Origin of the sequence: Nonomuraea africana, from assembly GCF_014873535.1 — a bacterium.
GTDB classification, from domain to species: Bacteria; Actinomycetota; Actinomycetes; order Streptosporangiales; family Streptosporangiaceae; genus Nonomuraea; species Nonomuraea africana.
In genome coordinates this window covers 7,130,518-7,144,987 of record NZ_JADBEF010000001.1, presented here as the reverse complement: position 1 = coordinate 7,144,987, position 14,470 = coordinate 7,130,518, and the positions used below count along the sequence as shown (strand labels likewise).

15 protein-coding genes are annotated in these 14,470 nt (G+C 73.0%); 9 read left to right on the top strand and 6 right to left on the bottom strand.

Translation table 11 applies throughout. From position 1 onward, the window contains the following. Window positions 1-14 precede the first annotated feature (14 nt). A complete protein-coding gene (locus H4W81_RS33935; RefSeq protein WP_192778532.1) occupies window positions 15-761 on the top strand; it encodes an FKBP-type peptidyl-prolyl cis-trans isomerase in 747 nt (248 codons plus the stop codon). 39 nt (window positions 762-800) lie between these two features. Here the strand turns inward: H4W81_RS33935 and H4W81_RS33930 are convergent, their stop codons facing one another. Continuing rightward, a complete protein-coding gene (locus tag H4W81_RS33930; RefSeq protein WP_318782152.1) occupies window positions 801-1,715 on the bottom strand; it encodes a M23 family metallopeptidase in 915 nt (304 codons plus the stop codon). An 80-nt stretch (window positions 1,716-1,795) separates the two neighbouring features. Between H4W81_RS33930 and H4W81_RS33925 the strand changes: the two genes are divergently transcribed. Next, on the top strand, window positions 1,796-4,546 hold the full coding sequence (locus H4W81_RS33925) for an AfsR/SARP family transcriptional regulator (protein ID WP_192778531.1): 2,751 nt from the start codon (window positions 1,796-1,798) through the stop codon (window positions 4,544-4,546). Here the strand turns inward: H4W81_RS33925 and mads6 are convergent. Continuing rightward, window positions 4,515-5,846 (bottom strand): methylation-associated defense system protein kinase MAD6, encoded by a 1,332-nt coding sequence (mads6, locus tag H4W81_RS33920; protein ID WP_192778530.1) that lies wholly within the window; start codon window positions 5,844-5,846, stop codon window positions 4,515-4,517. The genes H4W81_RS33925 and mads6 overlap by 32 nt on opposite strands. Before the next feature lie 60 nt (window positions 5,847-5,906). Between mads6 and H4W81_RS47885 the strand changes: the two genes are divergently transcribed. Together H4W81_RS47885 and H4W81_RS47880 are read left to right on the top strand one after the other, a co-directional pair. After that, complete coding sequence (locus H4W81_RS47885; protein WP_225958926.1) at window positions 5,907-6,503, top strand: DJ-1/PfpI family protein; 597 nt, start codon at window positions 5,907-5,909, stop codon at window positions 6,501-6,503. Then, window positions 6,500-6,937, top strand: coding sequence for a MarR family winged helix-turn-helix transcriptional regulator (locus H4W81_RS47880; protein WP_225958925.1), 438 nt, complete (start codon window positions 6,500-6,502; stop codon window positions 6,935-6,937). Before H4W81_RS47885 ends, H4W81_RS47880 begins: the two co-directional genes overlap by 4 nt. Window positions 6,938-6,969: 32 nt before the next feature. On the opposite strand, the gene H4W81_RS33910 is transcribed toward H4W81_RS47880, so the two are convergent. After that, window positions 6,970-7,134, bottom strand: coding sequence for a hypothetical protein (locus H4W81_RS33910; protein WP_192778529.1), 165 nt, complete (start codon window positions 7,132-7,134; stop codon window positions 6,970-6,972). Between the two features lie 175 nt (window positions 7,135-7,309). On the opposite strand from H4W81_RS33910, the gene H4W81_RS33905 reads away from it, so the two are divergent. Continuing rightward, entirely contained in the window at window positions 7,310-8,221 is a 912-nt protein-coding gene (locus H4W81_RS33905; protein ID WP_225958924.1) for an NAD(P)H-dependent flavin oxidoreductase, read from the top strand. Beyond that, window positions 8,221-8,814 carry a helix-turn-helix domain-containing protein gene (locus H4W81_RS33900; protein ID WP_192778528.1) on the top strand — a complete coding sequence of 198 codons (594 nt, stop codon included), beginning with the start codon at window positions 8,221-8,223 and terminating at the stop codon, window positions 8,812-8,814. The genes H4W81_RS33905 and H4W81_RS33900 overlap by 1 nt, the downstream gene beginning before the upstream one ends. A 9-nt stretch (window positions 8,815-8,823) precedes the next feature. Here H4W81_RS33900 and H4W81_RS33895 read toward each other — a convergent pair whose 3' ends face one another. After that, window positions 8,824-9,486: a response regulator gene (locus H4W81_RS33895; RefSeq protein WP_192778527.1), complete on the bottom strand. Its 663-nt coding sequence runs from the start codon at window positions 9,484-9,486 to the stop codon at window positions 8,824-8,826. After that, window positions 9,483-10,691, bottom strand: a complete 1,209-nt coding sequence (locus H4W81_RS33890) for a sensor histidine kinase (RefSeq protein WP_192778526.1) — start codon at window positions 10,689-10,691, stop codon at window positions 9,483-9,485. The genes H4W81_RS33895 and H4W81_RS33890 overlap by 4 nt, the downstream gene beginning before the upstream one ends. A 110-nt stretch (window positions 10,692-10,801) precedes the next feature. Here H4W81_RS33890 and H4W81_RS33885 point away from each other — a divergent pair, with 110 nt between their 5' ends. Both H4W81_RS33885 and H4W81_RS33880 read left to right on the top strand, forming a co-directional pair. After that, entirely contained in the window at window positions 10,802-11,773 is a 972-nt protein-coding gene (locus H4W81_RS33885; RefSeq protein ID WP_192778525.1) for a DUF3995 domain-containing protein, read from the top strand. A 60-nt stretch (window positions 11,774-11,833) separates the two neighbouring features. Further along, window positions 11,834-12,916: an epoxide hydrolase family protein gene (locus tag H4W81_RS33880; RefSeq protein WP_192778524.1), complete on the top strand. Its 1,083-nt coding sequence runs from the start codon at window positions 11,834-11,836 to the stop codon at window positions 12,914-12,916. Window positions 12,917-13,188: 272 nt separating this feature from the next. Here H4W81_RS33880 and H4W81_RS33870 read toward each other — a convergent pair whose 3' ends face one another. Then, window positions 13,189-13,725 carry an NUDIX hydrolase family protein gene (locus tag H4W81_RS33870; RefSeq protein WP_192778522.1) on the bottom strand — a complete coding sequence of 179 codons (537 nt, stop codon included), beginning with the start codon at window positions 13,723-13,725 and terminating at the stop codon, window positions 13,189-13,191. Window positions 13,726-13,830: 105 nt separating this feature from the next. Between H4W81_RS33870 and H4W81_RS33865 the strand changes: the two genes are divergently transcribed. After that, window positions 13,831-14,457, top strand: a complete 627-nt coding sequence (locus H4W81_RS33865; RefSeq protein WP_192778521.1) for a hypothetical protein — start codon at window positions 13,831-13,833, stop codon at window positions 14,455-14,457. Window positions 14,458-14,470: the final 13 nt, after the last annotated feature.

Here is a 14,470-nt window from a genome sequence, read left to right as displayed (position 1 = left end):
TCATCACCGTGCGCGTGACCGTGCTGGTGAGTCTCATGCTCGTGACCTCCTGCGCCGCCGCCTCCGCGCCCGTCGTGAGCGGCGCGTTCGGCAGCAGGCCGGTCATCGAGCTGCCCTCCCGGCGTCCGGGGAACACGCCCGAGATCAGCGTGCTGGCCAAGGGCACCGGCCCCCGCACGAGGCAGGGCGACGTGGTGGTGGCCGAGGTCGTGATCCGCGGCTGGAACGGCGGCAGGACCCTCCTCAACACCTACGACGCCGGCCGGCCCGTCACGGTCGTCTTCGGCCGCGACCGGGTCCCCGAGACCTGGGAGCGCGCGCTGATCGGCCGCAGGATCGGCAGCAGGGTGATGCTGATCGGCCCCGACCGCCTCACGTACGGCAGGGCGGGCGCCGACCCCGACGACCCCCTCGTGCTGGTCTTCGACATCCTCGGCGGCTATCCGCCCGATGCCAGGCTGGTCGGCGAGAAATCTCGGGCGCTTCCCGCCAGGCCGCGCTCCGGCACGCTGATCGACGGCTCCGGATACCAGATCAGGCCGGGATCCAGGGTGGTCGTGCAGTACGTCACCGCCCGCTGGCCGGGGCGCGAGATCGTCGAGTCCTCGCACGCCCGCGGCGGACCCAGGGCCTTCGTGCTGAAGGAGGGGGCGGTGCCGTCCGGGTGGGTGGAGGGGCTGGTCGGAAAGCGGGTGGGAAGCAGGGTCGCCATCGCGGGGGGCTCGACCGTGACCGTGATCGACATCATCGACCTCGTGTGAAAGGCCCCCGGACACACCGGGGGCCCTCCGAAGCGGTCGTCAGCCGCAGTGCTCGAACGGGCTGTCGTAGACCGAGGAGCCTGCCTTCCCTCCCCACCTCACGCACTTGTTGGCGGCGGAGGCCCGCACGGGTCCCGCGTAGTAGGAGAAGTTGCCCGAGTCGGTTATCCGGCTACTGCCTTGCACCTCCAGATAGGCGGTGGTGGCGGTGGGGGTGCCGAGCGAGGTCTTCTTCAGCGTGGTGACGCAGTTGTAGCCGTTGCTGCTGTTGTAGAGCAGGTAGACGGTGCCCGACGTGCCGAGGGCCGCCGAGTCGATGACGCTGTAGCCCGAGCCGCACACCTCCTGCGGGGTGTACGGGTTGGTGGTGCTGGAGCAGTTCCTCGAGGTCAACGTCTGGATCGGGTAGCCGAAGGTGGTGCCGTTGAAGACGGCCTTCTGGATGTTGTCCGGGTAGTTGGTGCCCAGGCGCACCTCGTAGTGGAGGTGGGGGGAGATGTTGTTGCCCGGCTTGCTGGTGTTCCCGACGGTGCCGATCTTCTGGCCCTGGGAGACGGCCTGGCCGGCGCTGACCGAGCGGACGTTCAGGTGCGCGTAGTAGGTGGCCCAGCCGCCGCCGTGGTCGATCTTGACCAGGTTGCCGTAGCCGTTGGCCGAGCCCTGGTGGGCGGAGATGACCACGGTGCCCGCGGCCGCCGCCACGACGGGGTCGCCGAGGTCGGCGTCCGCCGTGCTGCCCCTGTTGAAGTCGATCTCCCACGACTCGTGGGCGCTGCTCGCGCTGGAGTTGCCGTTCCACGCCTGACCGCAGGGGAAGGGCAGCTGGAAGTTGGTGGCCATGACGCTCACATCCGCGGTCACCTCGTTGGGAGGGTCGCCCCCCTCGTCGGGATCGGCGGCGGCGATGCTCATGACCAGGGCTAAGCCTGCGATGAGGACTGCTCGGAGTTTCACTGGGACCCCTTCCGCACCGGTAAGTCTTCGCAGGCCCCAGGGTGGGGATAACCCGTACAAAAAACGTACAGAGGGCTGCCATGGTGTCCTTCCATGTGCTCGGCCCGCTGGAGGCGCGGGCCGGAGGGCGGCCCGTGCGCATCTCCGGCAGGAAGCCGCGCATGCTGCTGGCCACACTGCTTCTCGACGCCAACCATCTCGTGGGCGCCGACCACCTGGTCGACGTGCTGTGGGAGCGCCCGCCCCGATCCGCCCACGCCAACCTGCGCACCTACGCCAGTGCGCTGCGCTCCGGCCTCGGCGCGCGCATCCGCGCAGAGGGCTTCTGCTACCTGATCGAGGTGGCCCCTGACGACCTCGACCTGCTGACGTTCGAGCGCCTGGTGGCCCGCCGCGATCCCGAGTCGCTGGCGGAGGCGCTCACGCTGTGGCGCGGCGCCCCGCTGGCCGACCTCCCCGACCACCCGCTGTGGACACGCCGCCTCGCCCCCCTTCCAGAAGTGCGGCTCGCCGCCGCGCGCGAGCTGATCGCCGCCCGCATGGAGCGAGGGGAGTACGGCGAGGCGATCACACTGCTGCGCGGCCTGTGCGCCGAGCATCCCTTCCGCGAGGACCTGTGGGGAGAGCTCATGCTCGCCCTGCACGCCGCGGGACGCCAGGCGGAGGCGCTGGCCAGCTACACGACGATCAGACGGCAGCTGGTGACCGAGCTGGGCGTCGAGCCCGGCGTGGAGCTGCGCGGGATGCAGGCCGTCGTGCTGGCGGGCGGGGCGCCGCCAGAGGCCGGATGGCCCGGTCCCCGGACTCCGCGGCAGCTGCCGCCCGACCTCTCCGACTTCGTGGGCAGGCGGCAGGCGTTCGGCCTCCTCACCGAGCACCAGCCGCCCTCGCGACGGCAGGGCCCCGCGCCCTTCTCCGTCGCGGTGATCTCGGGGCCGCCCGGCTCGGGGAAGAGCGCGCTGGCCGTCCGCAGCGCGCACGCCCTCGCCGGCGCCTTCCCAGCGGGGCAGCTCTTCCTGTGCCTGGCCGCCGCCGCCCCCGCCGACCTGCTCGCCCAGGCGCTACGGGCGATGGGCGTGAGCGCGATCCCCGCCACGCTGGACGAGCGCTCGGCCCTCTACCGCAGCATCCTCGCCGAGCGCCCGATGCTCGTGGTGCTCGACGACGCGGCCGACGCCGCCCAGGTCAGGCCGTTGCTGCCGGGAGGGGGCAGCGCGGTGATCGTGACCAGTAGGGCGAAGCTCACGTCGGTGCCCGGCGCGCTCCAGATCCACCTGGAGCCCCTGTCGCCGCCCGAGGCCCTGGACCTCCTGGAGCGGATCATCGGCGCTGACAGAGCGCGACGAGAGCGGGCGGCGGCCGTGGCGATCGTGCGGGCCTGCGGGTTCGTGCCGCTGGCCGTACGAATCGCGGGGGCGCGGCTGGCGGCGCGCCCCGGCTGGTCGCTGGCGCTGTTCCAGAACCGGCTCAAGGACGAGTCGCGCAGGATAGGCGAGCTGCGCATCGGCGACCTGGACGTGCGCCTCGGGCTCGACCACAGCTACCGGGGCCTGCCCGGCGAGGCCGCCCGCACGCTCCACACGCTGGGCAGGCTGGGCGGCGGGTCGCTGCCCGGCTGGATGGTGGACGCCGTGCTCGGCAGGCACCGCGCCGACGACGTCACCGACGCGCTCGTGGACGCCGACCTGCTGCGGCAGGTCGGCACCGATCCGCTCGGCCAGCCCCGCTACCGGCTGCCTGACCTGGTCAGGTGCCACGCGCTGGAGCGCGGCCCGGACCAGGACGCGCTGGCCAGGGTCGTGGCCACCTGGACCGCCACCACCGAGCTCGCCACCGCCAGGCTGCCGACCACCGTCTTCACGCTCAGCTCGGCCGCCGCCGCCCGCTGGTGGCTGCCGCGCGAGACGCTGGAGCGGCTCACCGCCGACCCGCTGGCGTGGTTCGAGGCCGAGCACGAGGGACTGGAGGAGGCGGTGGGCCTGGCCGCCGACACCGGACTGGCCGAGCAGGCATGGGGGCTGGCCGCCGCGCTGGTGCCCTACCTCGACCTGCGCTGCCACTTCGGCACCTGGCAGCGCACCCATCGCGCCGCGCTGGCCGCCGCCAGGGTAGCGGGCGACAGGTACGGCGAGGCCGCCATGCTCAGGGGCCTGGCCCAGGTCTGCCTCTACCAGGACCGCTACGCCGAGTCGGAGGAGATGTTCGCCAGGGCCCGCAGGGCCTTCCACGAGCTGGGCGACACCAGGGCCGAGGCCACCTCGGTCTGCGGCCTCGGCGCCGTGGCGCAGTTCCGCGGCGAGCACAAGGCGGCGCTGGCGCACTTCCGGCGCGCGCTGTCGATGTTCGGCTCGGTGGGCGACCTCAACGGCGAGGCCTACACCCGCCAGGCCATCGGCAGGGTCTGCCTGAAGTCGGGCGACCTCGCCGAGGCCGACCAGTGGCTCGGCCAAGCGCTGCGCCTGGCCAGGGAGCTGGGCGACGTCCACCGCGAGGGCTGCGTCTCGATCCACCTCGGCAAGCTCCGCGAGCCCGAACGCTTCCACGGCCGGGCCCTCGACATCTTCGAGAGCCTCGGCGACAGGCACTGCGGCGCCTACGCCATGCAGAGCCTGGCGGGGTTCCAGGCCGCCCGCGGCGACCTCGGCCCGGCCTCCGCCGGGCTCGAACGCTCGCTGCTGGTCTTCAGACAGCTCGGCGACCGCAGCGGCGAAGCCTCCTCCGCCCAGCTGCTCGGCGAGCTGTACCGCTCGGCAGGCCGGGCGGAGCTGGCCCGCGACTACCTCGACCAGGCGGTGCTGCTCAGGGGATCACTCGCCGCAGAAGCCGTCTGAGCCTGCCCTCCCGCACGGCGGGCAGGCCGTCGAGCGCCGCCAGCGCCTCGGCCGCGCTCGGCCGCTTGGCGGGGCTGTGGTCGAGCATGGCCCGCACCACGTCGTGGGAGAGCGCGTCGGGCCCCTCGGGCAGCTCTCCGGTCAGCAGCTGGTGGGCGATCACGCCGGCCGCGTAGACGTCGGCGGCCGAGGTCATCAGGTCGGGCCGGTCGTGGCACTCGGGGGCGACGTAGTGGGTGTCGAGCACGTTGGTCAGCTCGTGGGCCACGGTGTAGGGCCTGGGCGCGCCCTTGGCGTAGTCGAAGCCGGTCAGCATCGCCTGGCCGTCCTCGGCGACCAGCACGGAGGCGGGGGTCAGCGCCCGGTGGACCACGCCGTGGGCGTGCACGTGCGCGAGCCCGGCCAGCAGGCCCCGGAGCACCTCGCTGCGCCGTTCGTGCAGCTGGAGGTGGAGCGCCCGGCCGTGCGCGTCGTCGAGCACGAGCACGAACCGGCTCTCGTCGTCGATGGCGAAGAAGTCGCGCGACCTGACCACGTTGGGGTGGGCGGGGATCCTGGTCAGCGACTGGTAGGCGTTGGCGATGCGCTGCCGCTCGGCCGCCCGCTGTTCCTGGTCGGCCAGGGGGTCGGCCTGGTAGACGCGCAGCAGCACGGTCTCGCTGCCGGGCAGCGTGGCGTTGAACGCGCGGTACTCGGTGACCTTGCTGTCGCCGCCGAGCCGCTCCTCGACCTCCCAGTTGCCGAACCTGGGCGGGGCGGTGCTGCGGCGCACGGTGGCGTTGAGCGCGTCGAGGATCTTCGGCAGGTACGGCCTGGCGTCGCGGGTGCCGCCCCGCCGTACACGGGAGGGGTCGGCCAGGGTGTCGATCAGGGAGGGCAGGCCGGTGACGTTGGCGGAGTCGCGCCCGCCCGCGTCGACCAGCTCGGCGTCGGGAGAGGAGAGCACCACGAGGCTGTCGACGTAGACCCGGTCGAGCTCCCTGTGCTTGTCGACCAGCAGCCCCTTCAGCGCCCTGGCGGTGCCGCGCAGCTTGGCCACGGGGGAGCCGAACGCCTCCCGGCGCGGGGGGAACCAGCGCTGGCCCGACACCTCGATGCGGCCCCTGGTGCCCTTGACGTCGATGACCACGACCGAGTGGCCGGTCAGGACGATCAGGTCGACCTCGAACAGGTCGGCGCCACGCGGGATCTCGATGTTGTGCAACAGCAGCCAGTCGTCCGGCGCGTGGTCGCGCAGATGCGCGATCACGCGCCGCTCGGCGTCGTTGACCGGACGTCCCCCGCCGACGATCTCTGCCATGGGCCCCATCCTTGCAGACTTTCAGTTGACAACATGCTGTCGAAATGACAATATGTTGTCATGAAGCGAATCGTTCACCTCGCCGTTTACAACACGCTCGCCGACTGGGAGACCGGTTACGCGACCGCGCACCTGCGCGGGGACCAGTACGACGTCGTCACCGTCGGCCAGTCGTTCGACCCGGTCACGACCATGGGCGGGACGCGCATCCTGCCCGACATCACGCTCGACGCGCTCTCTCCCGCCGACAGCGCGATGCTGATCCTGCCGGGCGCGGAGCTGTGGGACGCCGGAGACGACCTGCGCGCGTTCGCCGCGAAGGCGGGCGAGTTCCTGGCCGAGGGCGTGCCGGTCGCGGCCATCTGCGGCGCGGTCGCCGGCCTGGCGCGGGCGGGGCTGCTCGACGAGCGCGACCACACCAGCGCCGTCGCCGGTTACCTGCTGGCCCAGGAGGGCTACGGCGGCGCCGCGCGCTACGTGGAGGCCGACGCGGTGACCGGCGGCGACCTCATCACCGCGGGGCCGACCGAGCCCGTCGCGTTCGCCCGCGAGATCCTGGCCAGGCTCGACGTCTACAAGCCCGACCTGCTCGACGCGTGGTTCCGGCTGTTCAGGCACAGCGACCCGGCGGCCGCCGAGGTCCTGATGGGTTCATGAGCGACCCGGGAGAGCTGTTGTCCGCGACGGCGCTGACCGCTTTCCGGCTCAACGGCCAGTTCCTCGAGGTGTCGGAGGAACTGGCCAGGCCGGCGGGCCTCACCGCCTCCTGGTGGCAGGTTCTCGGCGCGGTGCTCTACGAGCCGCTGCCGGTGGCGGGCATCGCCAGAGTGATGGGGATGACCCGCCAGGGCGTGCAGCGCATCGCCGACCTGCTGGTGGAGCGGGGGCTGGCGGAGTACCAGCCCAACCCCGCCCACCGCAGGGCCAAGCTGCTGCGGCCGACGCCCGAGGGGAGGGCGGCGGTCGAGAAGATCACACCCGGTCACGCCGCCCTGGCCCGGCGGCTGGCCGCAGAGCTGGGCGAGGACGACTGGGCCACCATCCTGCAGGCGCTGCGGCGGTTGTCGGAGGCCCTCGACCGCCTTCGGTAGACCGGCTGCCGGCCGTCCCCGGCTGCGGCGGGTCAGCTGTCGGCGGTCACCAGCGGTCTGGTCTCCCTGCGGGCCGGCGCGCCGCCCGGCAGGGCGAGCAGCGCGATCAGGGCGATCATCGCGCCGAAGACGCCCAGCCACGGGATGACGGTCGCGGCGGCCGAGGACTGGATGGCGACGGTCAGGCCCGAGAGCATCGAGCCTCGGCCGCTACGCGCTCGACCACGGGATCAGGCACGTCCGCACCACCATCGAGTGGGCCGACGACACCATTGCCACGATCAGGCGCGGCGATAAGGCATCGTGAGTCCTGTGATGCGAACGTGGCTGACAGATCGATTCGACCGCGCGGTGCCTCTCGTCGGGGCGCCCATGGCAGGGATTGGCGGAGGCCGCCTGGCGGCCGCGGTCTCCCGGGCGGGGGCGCTCGGCATGATCGGCGTGCCGGCCTCCGCTTCGGCGCAGTGGATCGCCGAACAGGCGGCCGTCGCGGGAGAGGACGGACTGCCGTACGGGATCGGGCTCATGGCGTGGGCGTTGCCCGGCAATCCCGCGCAGCTCGACGCCGTGCTGGCGGCCCGGCCCGCGCTGGCGTCGGTGAGCTTCGGGCCCTACGCGCGGTACGTCCGGCCGCTCCAGGAGGCGGGCATCACCGTGGTGACCCAGGCGGGCACCACGGAGGAGGCACTGGAGGCCGAGCAGGCGGGGGTCGACGCCGTCGTGGCCAGGGGCGGCGAGGGCGGCGGCCACGGGCGCAACGACGTCGCCACGCTCCCGCTGCTGGAAGGCGTGCTCGACGCGGTGCGGATCCCGGTGCTGGCCGCCGGCGGCATCGTGACGGGACGCGGTCTCGCCGCCGTCCTCGCGGCGGGGGCCGAGGGGGCGTGGGCCGGCACCGCCTTCATGGCCTGCGTGGAGGCGACCGTGCCGGCCGCCGCACTGGAGCGGATCCTGGCGGCGAAGGAGACCTCCACGGCCTACGGGCGGGTCTTCGACGTGGCCCAGCGGCTCGGCTGGCCGCCCGAGTACGGCGGCCGCGCCCTTCGCAACGCCTTCTTCGACCGGTGGGCGGGCAGAGAGGACGAGCTCGACGACCAGGCGGTGGCCGAGCTCGCGGACGCGCGCGGGGCCGGCGACTTCGACATCGCCTACATCTACGCGAGCCAGGCGGTGGGCATGGTCCGCGAACGGCGTCCGGCCGCCGAGGTCGTCGCCGACTTCGCCACGGCCGAGTCGTTCCTGCGCAGGCGCTTCCAGCAGGCCGCCCCTCCCGAGGTGTCCTGATGCCCGAGGAGAATGGGGAGATGTCGTCCGGGATCCAGAGCGTGCTGGCGGAGGTGGGCGGCCGGCTCAAGCGGCTGCGCACCGAGCGCGGCGTCACCCTGGCGGAGCTGGCCGAGGCCACGGGGATCTCGAAGAGCACGCTGTCGCGCCTGGAGTCGGGGCAGCGCCGGCCGAACCTCGAGCTCCTGCTGCCGATCGCGCAGGCCCATCAGGTGCCCCTCGACGAGCTCGTCGGCGCGCCCGAGGTCGGCGATCCGCGCGTCCGCGTCGTGCCGCGCCAGGCCCACGGCATGACCGTGCTGCCGCTGACCCGCCAGCCCGGCGGGCTGCAGGCGTTCAAGCTGGTCATCCCCGAGCGACGGAACGAACCCGAGCCGAAGACCCACGAGGGCTACGAGTGGCTCTACGTGCTCTCGGGACGGCTTCGCGTGGTGGTGGGCGAGCACGACCTGGTGCTGCGCGCCGGCGAGGTCGCCGAGTTCGACACCCGCCTGCCGCACTGGTTCGGCAGCGCGGGCGACGGCCCGGCCGAGGTTCTCAGCCTCTTCGGACGGCAGGGCGAGCGCATGCACGTGCGCGCGAAACCGCGCTGAGCGCCTGCGTCACCCTCCCGCTCTGACCAGGCGTTTCTCGTAGGCGAAGATCACGGCCTGGATCCGGTCCCGCAGCCCGAGCTTGGCCAGCACGCGCCCGACGTGCGTCTTGACCGTCCCCTCCGACACGAAGAGCAGGGCGGCGATCTCGGCGTTGGAGCGGCCCAGCGCGATCTGCTGCAGAATCTCGCGCTCCCTCGGCGTCAGCGCGGCCAGCGGGTCGGGGCCCTCGCCGGGCACGGGCAGGTCGGCGGCGACGTGGTCGAGCAGCCGCCGCGTGGTGGAGGGCGCGATGACCGCGTCGCCGCGGTGCACGGTGCGGATGGCGGCCAGCAGGTCTTCCGGCGGCGCGTCCTTGACCAGGAAGCCGCTGGCCCCGGCGCGCAGCGCGGCGAAGGCGTACTCGTCCAGGTCGAAGGTGGTGAGCACGATCACCCGTGGCGCCGGGTCAGGACGGGAGAGCAGGCGGCGGGTCGCCTCGACCCCGCCCATCCGCGGCATCCGCACGTCCATCAGGACCACGTCTGCCCTGGCGGCGGCCAGCCTGTCGAGCGCCTCGACGCCGTCGCCCGCCTCGCCTGCGACCGTCATGTCCTGCTGGGCCTCGACGACCATGACGAAGCCCGCCCTGACCATCACCTGGTCGTCGACGAAGAACACCCTGATCGTCACGCCCGCTCCTTCACCGCAGTCGTCGGCGGGTACGGCAGGCGGGCGGCCACCTGGAACCCGCCCGACGCCGCGGGCCCGGCGGTCACCGTGCCGCCGAAGGCGACGAAGCGCTCGCGCATGCCGAGCAGGCCGTGCCCGAATCCCTCCGCGTGCTCGCGGGACGGGCCCTGGCCGTCGTCCTCCACCCGCACGGCCAGCTCGGCGGCCTCCCAGGTCAGCCGCACCACGGCGGCGTGCCCCTGCCCCGCGTGCTTGAGCGTGTTCGTCAGCGACTCCTGGACCAGCCGGTAGACCGCCAGCTCGGCGGCCGGGCTGAGCCGCCGTTCCGTGCCGTCGCGCAGGAACGTCACCCGCAGTCCCGCGGCCCGCGCGCCCTCCAGCAGCTGGGGCAGCTCGGCCAGCGTGGGCTGGGCGTCGGCGGGCCTCTGCTCCAGCGGCGTGTCGGCGCGCAGCACGCCCAGCAGGCCGCGCATGTCGGCCAGCGCGTGGCGCCCCGCGTCGGCGATCGTCGTGAGGATCCCCGCGGCTCTGCCGGGGTCGGCGCGGACGGCGTAGACGCCGCCCTGCGCCTGGCTGATCACCACGGACAGCGAGTGGGAGACCACGTCGTGGATCTCCCTGGCGATCCTGGCGCGCTCCTCGGCCACGGCCCGCAGCGCGCGCTCCTCCCGATCCGCCTCGGCCCTGCGGGCCCGCTCCTCCAGCGCGGCGAGGTACGCGCGCTGCGTCCTGCGCCACAGGCCGAGGCTCCAGGCCACCGTGCCGACGGCGAGCAGGAAGAGGAAGACGAAGGAGGGCGGCAGCCCCGCCGCCTGCCGGGGTTCGAGCCAGAAGCGCGCGCCTGCCGCGGCCGAACCGAGCACGGCGACGCCGGCTCCGGCCGCCGACGCCGCACGCGGGCCGTTCGCGCAGAGCGAGTAGAGCGACCACGGGAAGATCAGCATCGAGGGCGGCAGCAACAGGTCCGCGCCCGCCAGCATCGCCGCGCACCCGGCGGAGACCGCGGCGAAGGACCACAGCGGCGCCGTACGGCGGAAGGCCATCGCGGCCGTGGCGAGCAGCGCGCCCGCGGACACGAGCGGCGCGGGGCCTGGACCCGTGCCGAGCACGAACCAGGTCCAGCCCAGCAGGGGCAGGCCCACCAGCCCGGCCAGGGCGGCGTCGGCCACCGTCGGCCGCGCCCCGAGCCGCGGGAGCGGTGACATGGGCCCGAGTCTACGAACGGCCGGACGGCGCCCGCGTCTGCCTGAGGTCGCATCTTCTCTGGCCACAAGATGGACGCGCCGGCGGCCCTCGTGGCGGGAGCGTGGGGCTCATGCGATCACGAACACCTGTCGCCGGATACGTCGCCGCCGGATGGGCGGTGGCCTACGCGGGACTGCGGGCCTACTGGACCATGGGCGGAGACTGGCTGGCCGCGCGCTGCGACGCCGCAGAGGCCGCCAAGGCCACCGCCGCCGATCCGTGCGAGACCAGGCCGCTGCCCGAGTTAGACGCCCTGGCCGGGTGGGGGAGCGTGCTCGCGCTGGTCGTGGTGGCGGTGCTGGCGCTGGCCACCGTGCGGCCCTTCGGACGGCGCCTGCCGCGGACCGGCCTGCTCGTGGCGAACGGCGTCGCCGCGCTCGCCCTGCTGTGCCTCGGCGGCCAGATCCTGCTGCTCGGCCTGCTGCGGGTGCTCTTCTGGGTCACCGGGCTGCCGGGGTGGGCGGGCGAGCCGTACTGGGCGCTCTTCGCGGGTCAGCTCATCGTGCTGGCGGGCGTGGGGACGCTGGCCGTCGCGACCTGGTCGTTCCAGCGAAGGACGCGTCCCGCGTCGGTGGACGTGGTGGCCGCGCGGCTCTGGCTGCGCAGGTTCGGCTTGGCGGCGGCGGTCGCGCCGCTGCCGTACGCGGGGTTGAAGGCGGTGTGGGCGCTCGGCTACCCGGTGGGCGGCTACGTCGAGTCGGGGCTGTCGGGGGAGCACCACTGGTACAGCCCGCTGGCCGATCCGAGCGTCACGGTGCCGGTGTTCGGCTCGCTGTGCGCGATCGCGCTGATCTCCGGATGGGTCAGGTGGGTGCCGCGCTGGATGGTGCTGACCGCGGGCTGGGCCGGCGGCGTCGGGCTGCTGTCCATGGGGTTGCCGGCGGCCGTGACGACGGTCGGCGCGCTCCTGGGGCTGGCCGCGCTTCCGACCGCGCCGGGCAGCGCGAACCTGTGGGTGATCTGCCTGACCTACGGCGGCTTCCTGTGCTGGGGCGCCGCGTTGGTGGGTCTGATGACTTCGTTCCAGCAAACTGTGGAATAGATGGTTCCGTTCTGCTACAGTGGGAACAGAACAAGCCGTTCCGTTTCGAGAGGATCCCCGATGTCTGAGATTCGTCCCTTCCGCGTAGAGATCTCCCAGGCCGACCTCGACGACCTGCAGGCGAGGCTGGCGCTGACCCGCTTCACCGACGAGGTAGAGGGCGCGGGTTCCGACTACGGCGTGAGCGTCGAGTGGGTCAGGTCGATGGTCGACTACTGGCGCACCGGCTACGACTGGCGCGCGTGGGAGGCCAGGCTCAACGCCCACCCCCAGTTCACGACGGAGATCGACGGGCAGAACATCCACTTCATCCACGTGCGCTCCGCCAAGGAGGACGCGCTGCCCCTGATCCTCACGCACGGCTGGCCCGGCACGGTCGTGGAGTACCTCGACGTGATCGAGGACCTCTCCCAGGACTTCCACCTGGTCATCCCCTCGCTGCCCGGCTTCGGATTCTCCGGTCCGACCAGGGAGAAGGGCTGGAACCGCTACCGCATCGCGAGGGCGTGGGGCGAGCTGATGGCCCGCCTCGGCTACGAGCGCTACGGCGCGGTCGGCAACGACGGCGGCTCGTTCGTCTCGCCCGAGGTCGGCAGGGTCGACCCCGAGCACGTCGTCGGGGTGCACGTCACCCAGATCTTCTCCTTCCCCTCGGGCGACCCGGCCGAGCTGCAGGACCTGACCGAGCAGGAGCAGGCGGCGATGGCGCACCTGCAGTGGTTCTGGGAGAACATGGGCGCCTTCAACCAGCTGCAGTCGCAGTCGCCGCAGACGCTGGCCCACGCCATCGCCGACTCGCCCGCGGGCCTGCTCGGCTGGATGGGCCAGCTCATCGGCGGGCACCTCGACCGTGACTTCACGCTGACCAACATCGCGATCCACTGGTTCTACGGCACGGCGGGCTCGTCGATCCGCTTCTACTACGAGGACGCCAAGGCCGAGCACCCGAGCCAGCCGACCACGGTGCCGATCGGGCTGGCCGGCTTCGCCAACGACTTCCAGTCGATCCGCCGCTTCGCCGAGCGGGACCACAAGAACATCGCGCAGTGGAACACCTACGACACCGGTGGCCACTACGCCGCCCACGAGGTGCCGGAGCTGCTCGCCGGCGACGTGCGGGCCTTCTTCGCCGGCCTTCGCTGACGAGATGGCGGCTCGGGCCGGCATCGGCCCTCAAAGGCAAGGTCCTCCCGGTGGCGCGCTTCGCGCGTCTCGGGTCGGGGGCAGGGGAGGCGGCGCTGCGCAGACGGCTGGAGCGGGCCACCGACCTGCCCCCGGACGTGACCCCGCCGCCATGGCAGGGCTGGTCCACACCATCACCGACGGCATCGCCGTCCAGGCGGCGGGCGGCCGAGGCCGCGAGGAACTGCGGCAGGTGGCCGACCTCGCGCTGCGCGCCCTGCTCGGCTGAGGGCTCAGTAGAGCCGGCCGACGTACCCGAGCGCCTGCTTCAGCAGCACGCCCTGCCCGCCCGTCATCTCCTGCTGCACCATGGGCGAGGCCGCCTCCTCGGGCGTGAACCAGACGAGGTCGAGGGCGTCCTGGCGCGGACGGCAGTCGCCGACCACGGGAACGATGTAGGCCAGGGACACAGCGTGCTGGCGGGCGTCGTGGTACGGCGTGACGCCAGGCGTCGGGAAGTACTCCGCGACGGTGAACGGCTGGGGCGAGGCGGGGATGTGCGGCAACGCCACCGGGCCGAGGTCCTTCTCCAGGTGGCGCAGTAGCGCGTCGCGGACCCGTTCGTTGTGGAGCACCCTTCCCGAGACCAGCGCCCTGCTGACCGTGCCGTCCGAGCCGATGCGCAGGAGCAGGCCGACATGGGTCACTACGCCGGTGTCGTCGACCCGAACGGGGACGGCGTCGACGTACAGAATCGGCAGCCGCTCCCGCATGGACTCCAGCTCTTCGGGAGCAAGCCACCCTGGCACGGTTTCGGTCTTTTCGGTCATTGGCTGATCGTACGTCCCCGCGCCCGTCGTGTAGGGGACGGACTCGGGGTGAGCCGGGGAAGTCCCTGATGGGCCGGGGGCCGCCGGGCCGCGAAGCTGGCAACCATGCCGAACAGAACCGCGGTGGCCACGCTCGTCGCCGCTCCGCTCCTGCTCCTGGCGGGCTGGGCCGTCATGAAGCTTGCCTGGGTGCCCCACAGTCGCGCCCTCCCCTGGCCCGAGGCGCTGGCCGTGTGGACGGCGGGGCACGTGTTCTACCTGGCCGCCTACGTCGCGTTCGTGCCGGTCATCCTGACGCTCCACCGGCTGGTCACCCAGCGGTCGGGCGCGGGCGTCAAACGCGCCTCGCGCGCTCTCACGGCCGTCTCGCTGCTCGGCGTCGCGGGCTTCGTCGGCCAGATGGTCATCGACCTGGCCATCGGCTTCCAGGCGGGGCACCGCGAGGCGATGGGCGCACTCAGCGCGGGCTACCGGGCCTTCCCGGGCGTCTCCGTCCTGTTCTACGGGCTCGTGCCCTCGCTCTACCTGGCGGGGATCGTGCTCCTCGTCCTGCTGGCCGCCGCCCTCCGCAGGGTCGGCGTGCCCGTCGCCCTGGCCGTGCTGCTGTCGGGCCTGCTCATCGGCACCCAGAACGTGCCGCTGATGACCGCGGGCACGGTGGGTCTCTGCCTCGGGCTCGGCGCGCTCGCCCTGGCTCTGCGGGGCCCCGCCCTCGCGCCGTCGCCGGGCTGACGGGTCAGCGCCG

Bases quoted from the DNA above. Each gene is read 5' to 3' on its own strand.
- H4W81_RS33900 (WP_192778528.1), top strand. From the start codon at position 8,221: ATGCCCGAGGAGAATGGGGAGATGTCGTCCGGGATCCAGAGCGTGCTG.
- H4W81_RS33880 (WP_192778524.1), top strand. From the start codon at position 11,834: ATGTCTGAGATTCGTCCCTTCCGCGTAGAGATCTCCCAGGCCGACCTC.
- H4W81_RS33885 (WP_192778525.1), top strand. From the start codon at position 10,802: ATGCGATCACGAACACCTGTCGCCGGATACGTCGCCGCCGGATGGGCG.
- H4W81_RS33870 (WP_192778522.1), bottom strand. From the start codon at position 13,725: ATGACCGAAAAGACCGAAACCGTGCCAGGGTGGCTTGCTCCCGAAGAG.
- H4W81_RS33910 (WP_192778529.1), bottom strand. From the start codon at position 7,134: ATGCTCTCGGGCCTGACCGTCGCCATCCAGTCCTCGGCCGCCGCGACC.
- H4W81_RS47880 (WP_225958925.1), top strand. From the start codon at position 6,500: ATGAGCGACCCGGGAGAGCTGTTGTCCGCGACGGCGCTGACCGCTTTC.
- H4W81_RS33905 (WP_225958924.1), top strand. From the start codon at position 7,310: ATGGCAGGGATTGGCGGAGGCCGCCTGGCGGCCGCGGTCTCCCGGGCG.
- H4W81_RS33890 (WP_192778526.1), bottom strand. From the start codon at position 10,691: ATGTCACCGCTCCCGCGGCTCGGGGCGCGGCCGACGGTGGCCGACGCC.
- H4W81_RS33925 (WP_192778531.1), top strand. From the start codon at position 1,796: ATGGTGTCCTTCCATGTGCTCGGCCCGCTGGAGGCGCGGGCCGGAGGG.
- H4W81_RS33865 (WP_192778521.1), top strand. From the start codon at position 13,831: ATGCCGAACAGAACCGCGGTGGCCACGCTCGTCGCCGCTCCGCTCCTG.
- mads6 (WP_192778530.1), bottom strand. From the start codon at position 5,846: ATGGCAGAGATCGTCGGCGGGGGACGTCCGGTCAACGACGCCGAGCGG.
- H4W81_RS47885 (WP_225958926.1), top strand. From the start codon at position 5,907: ATGAAGCGAATCGTTCACCTCGCCGTTTACAACACGCTCGCCGACTGG.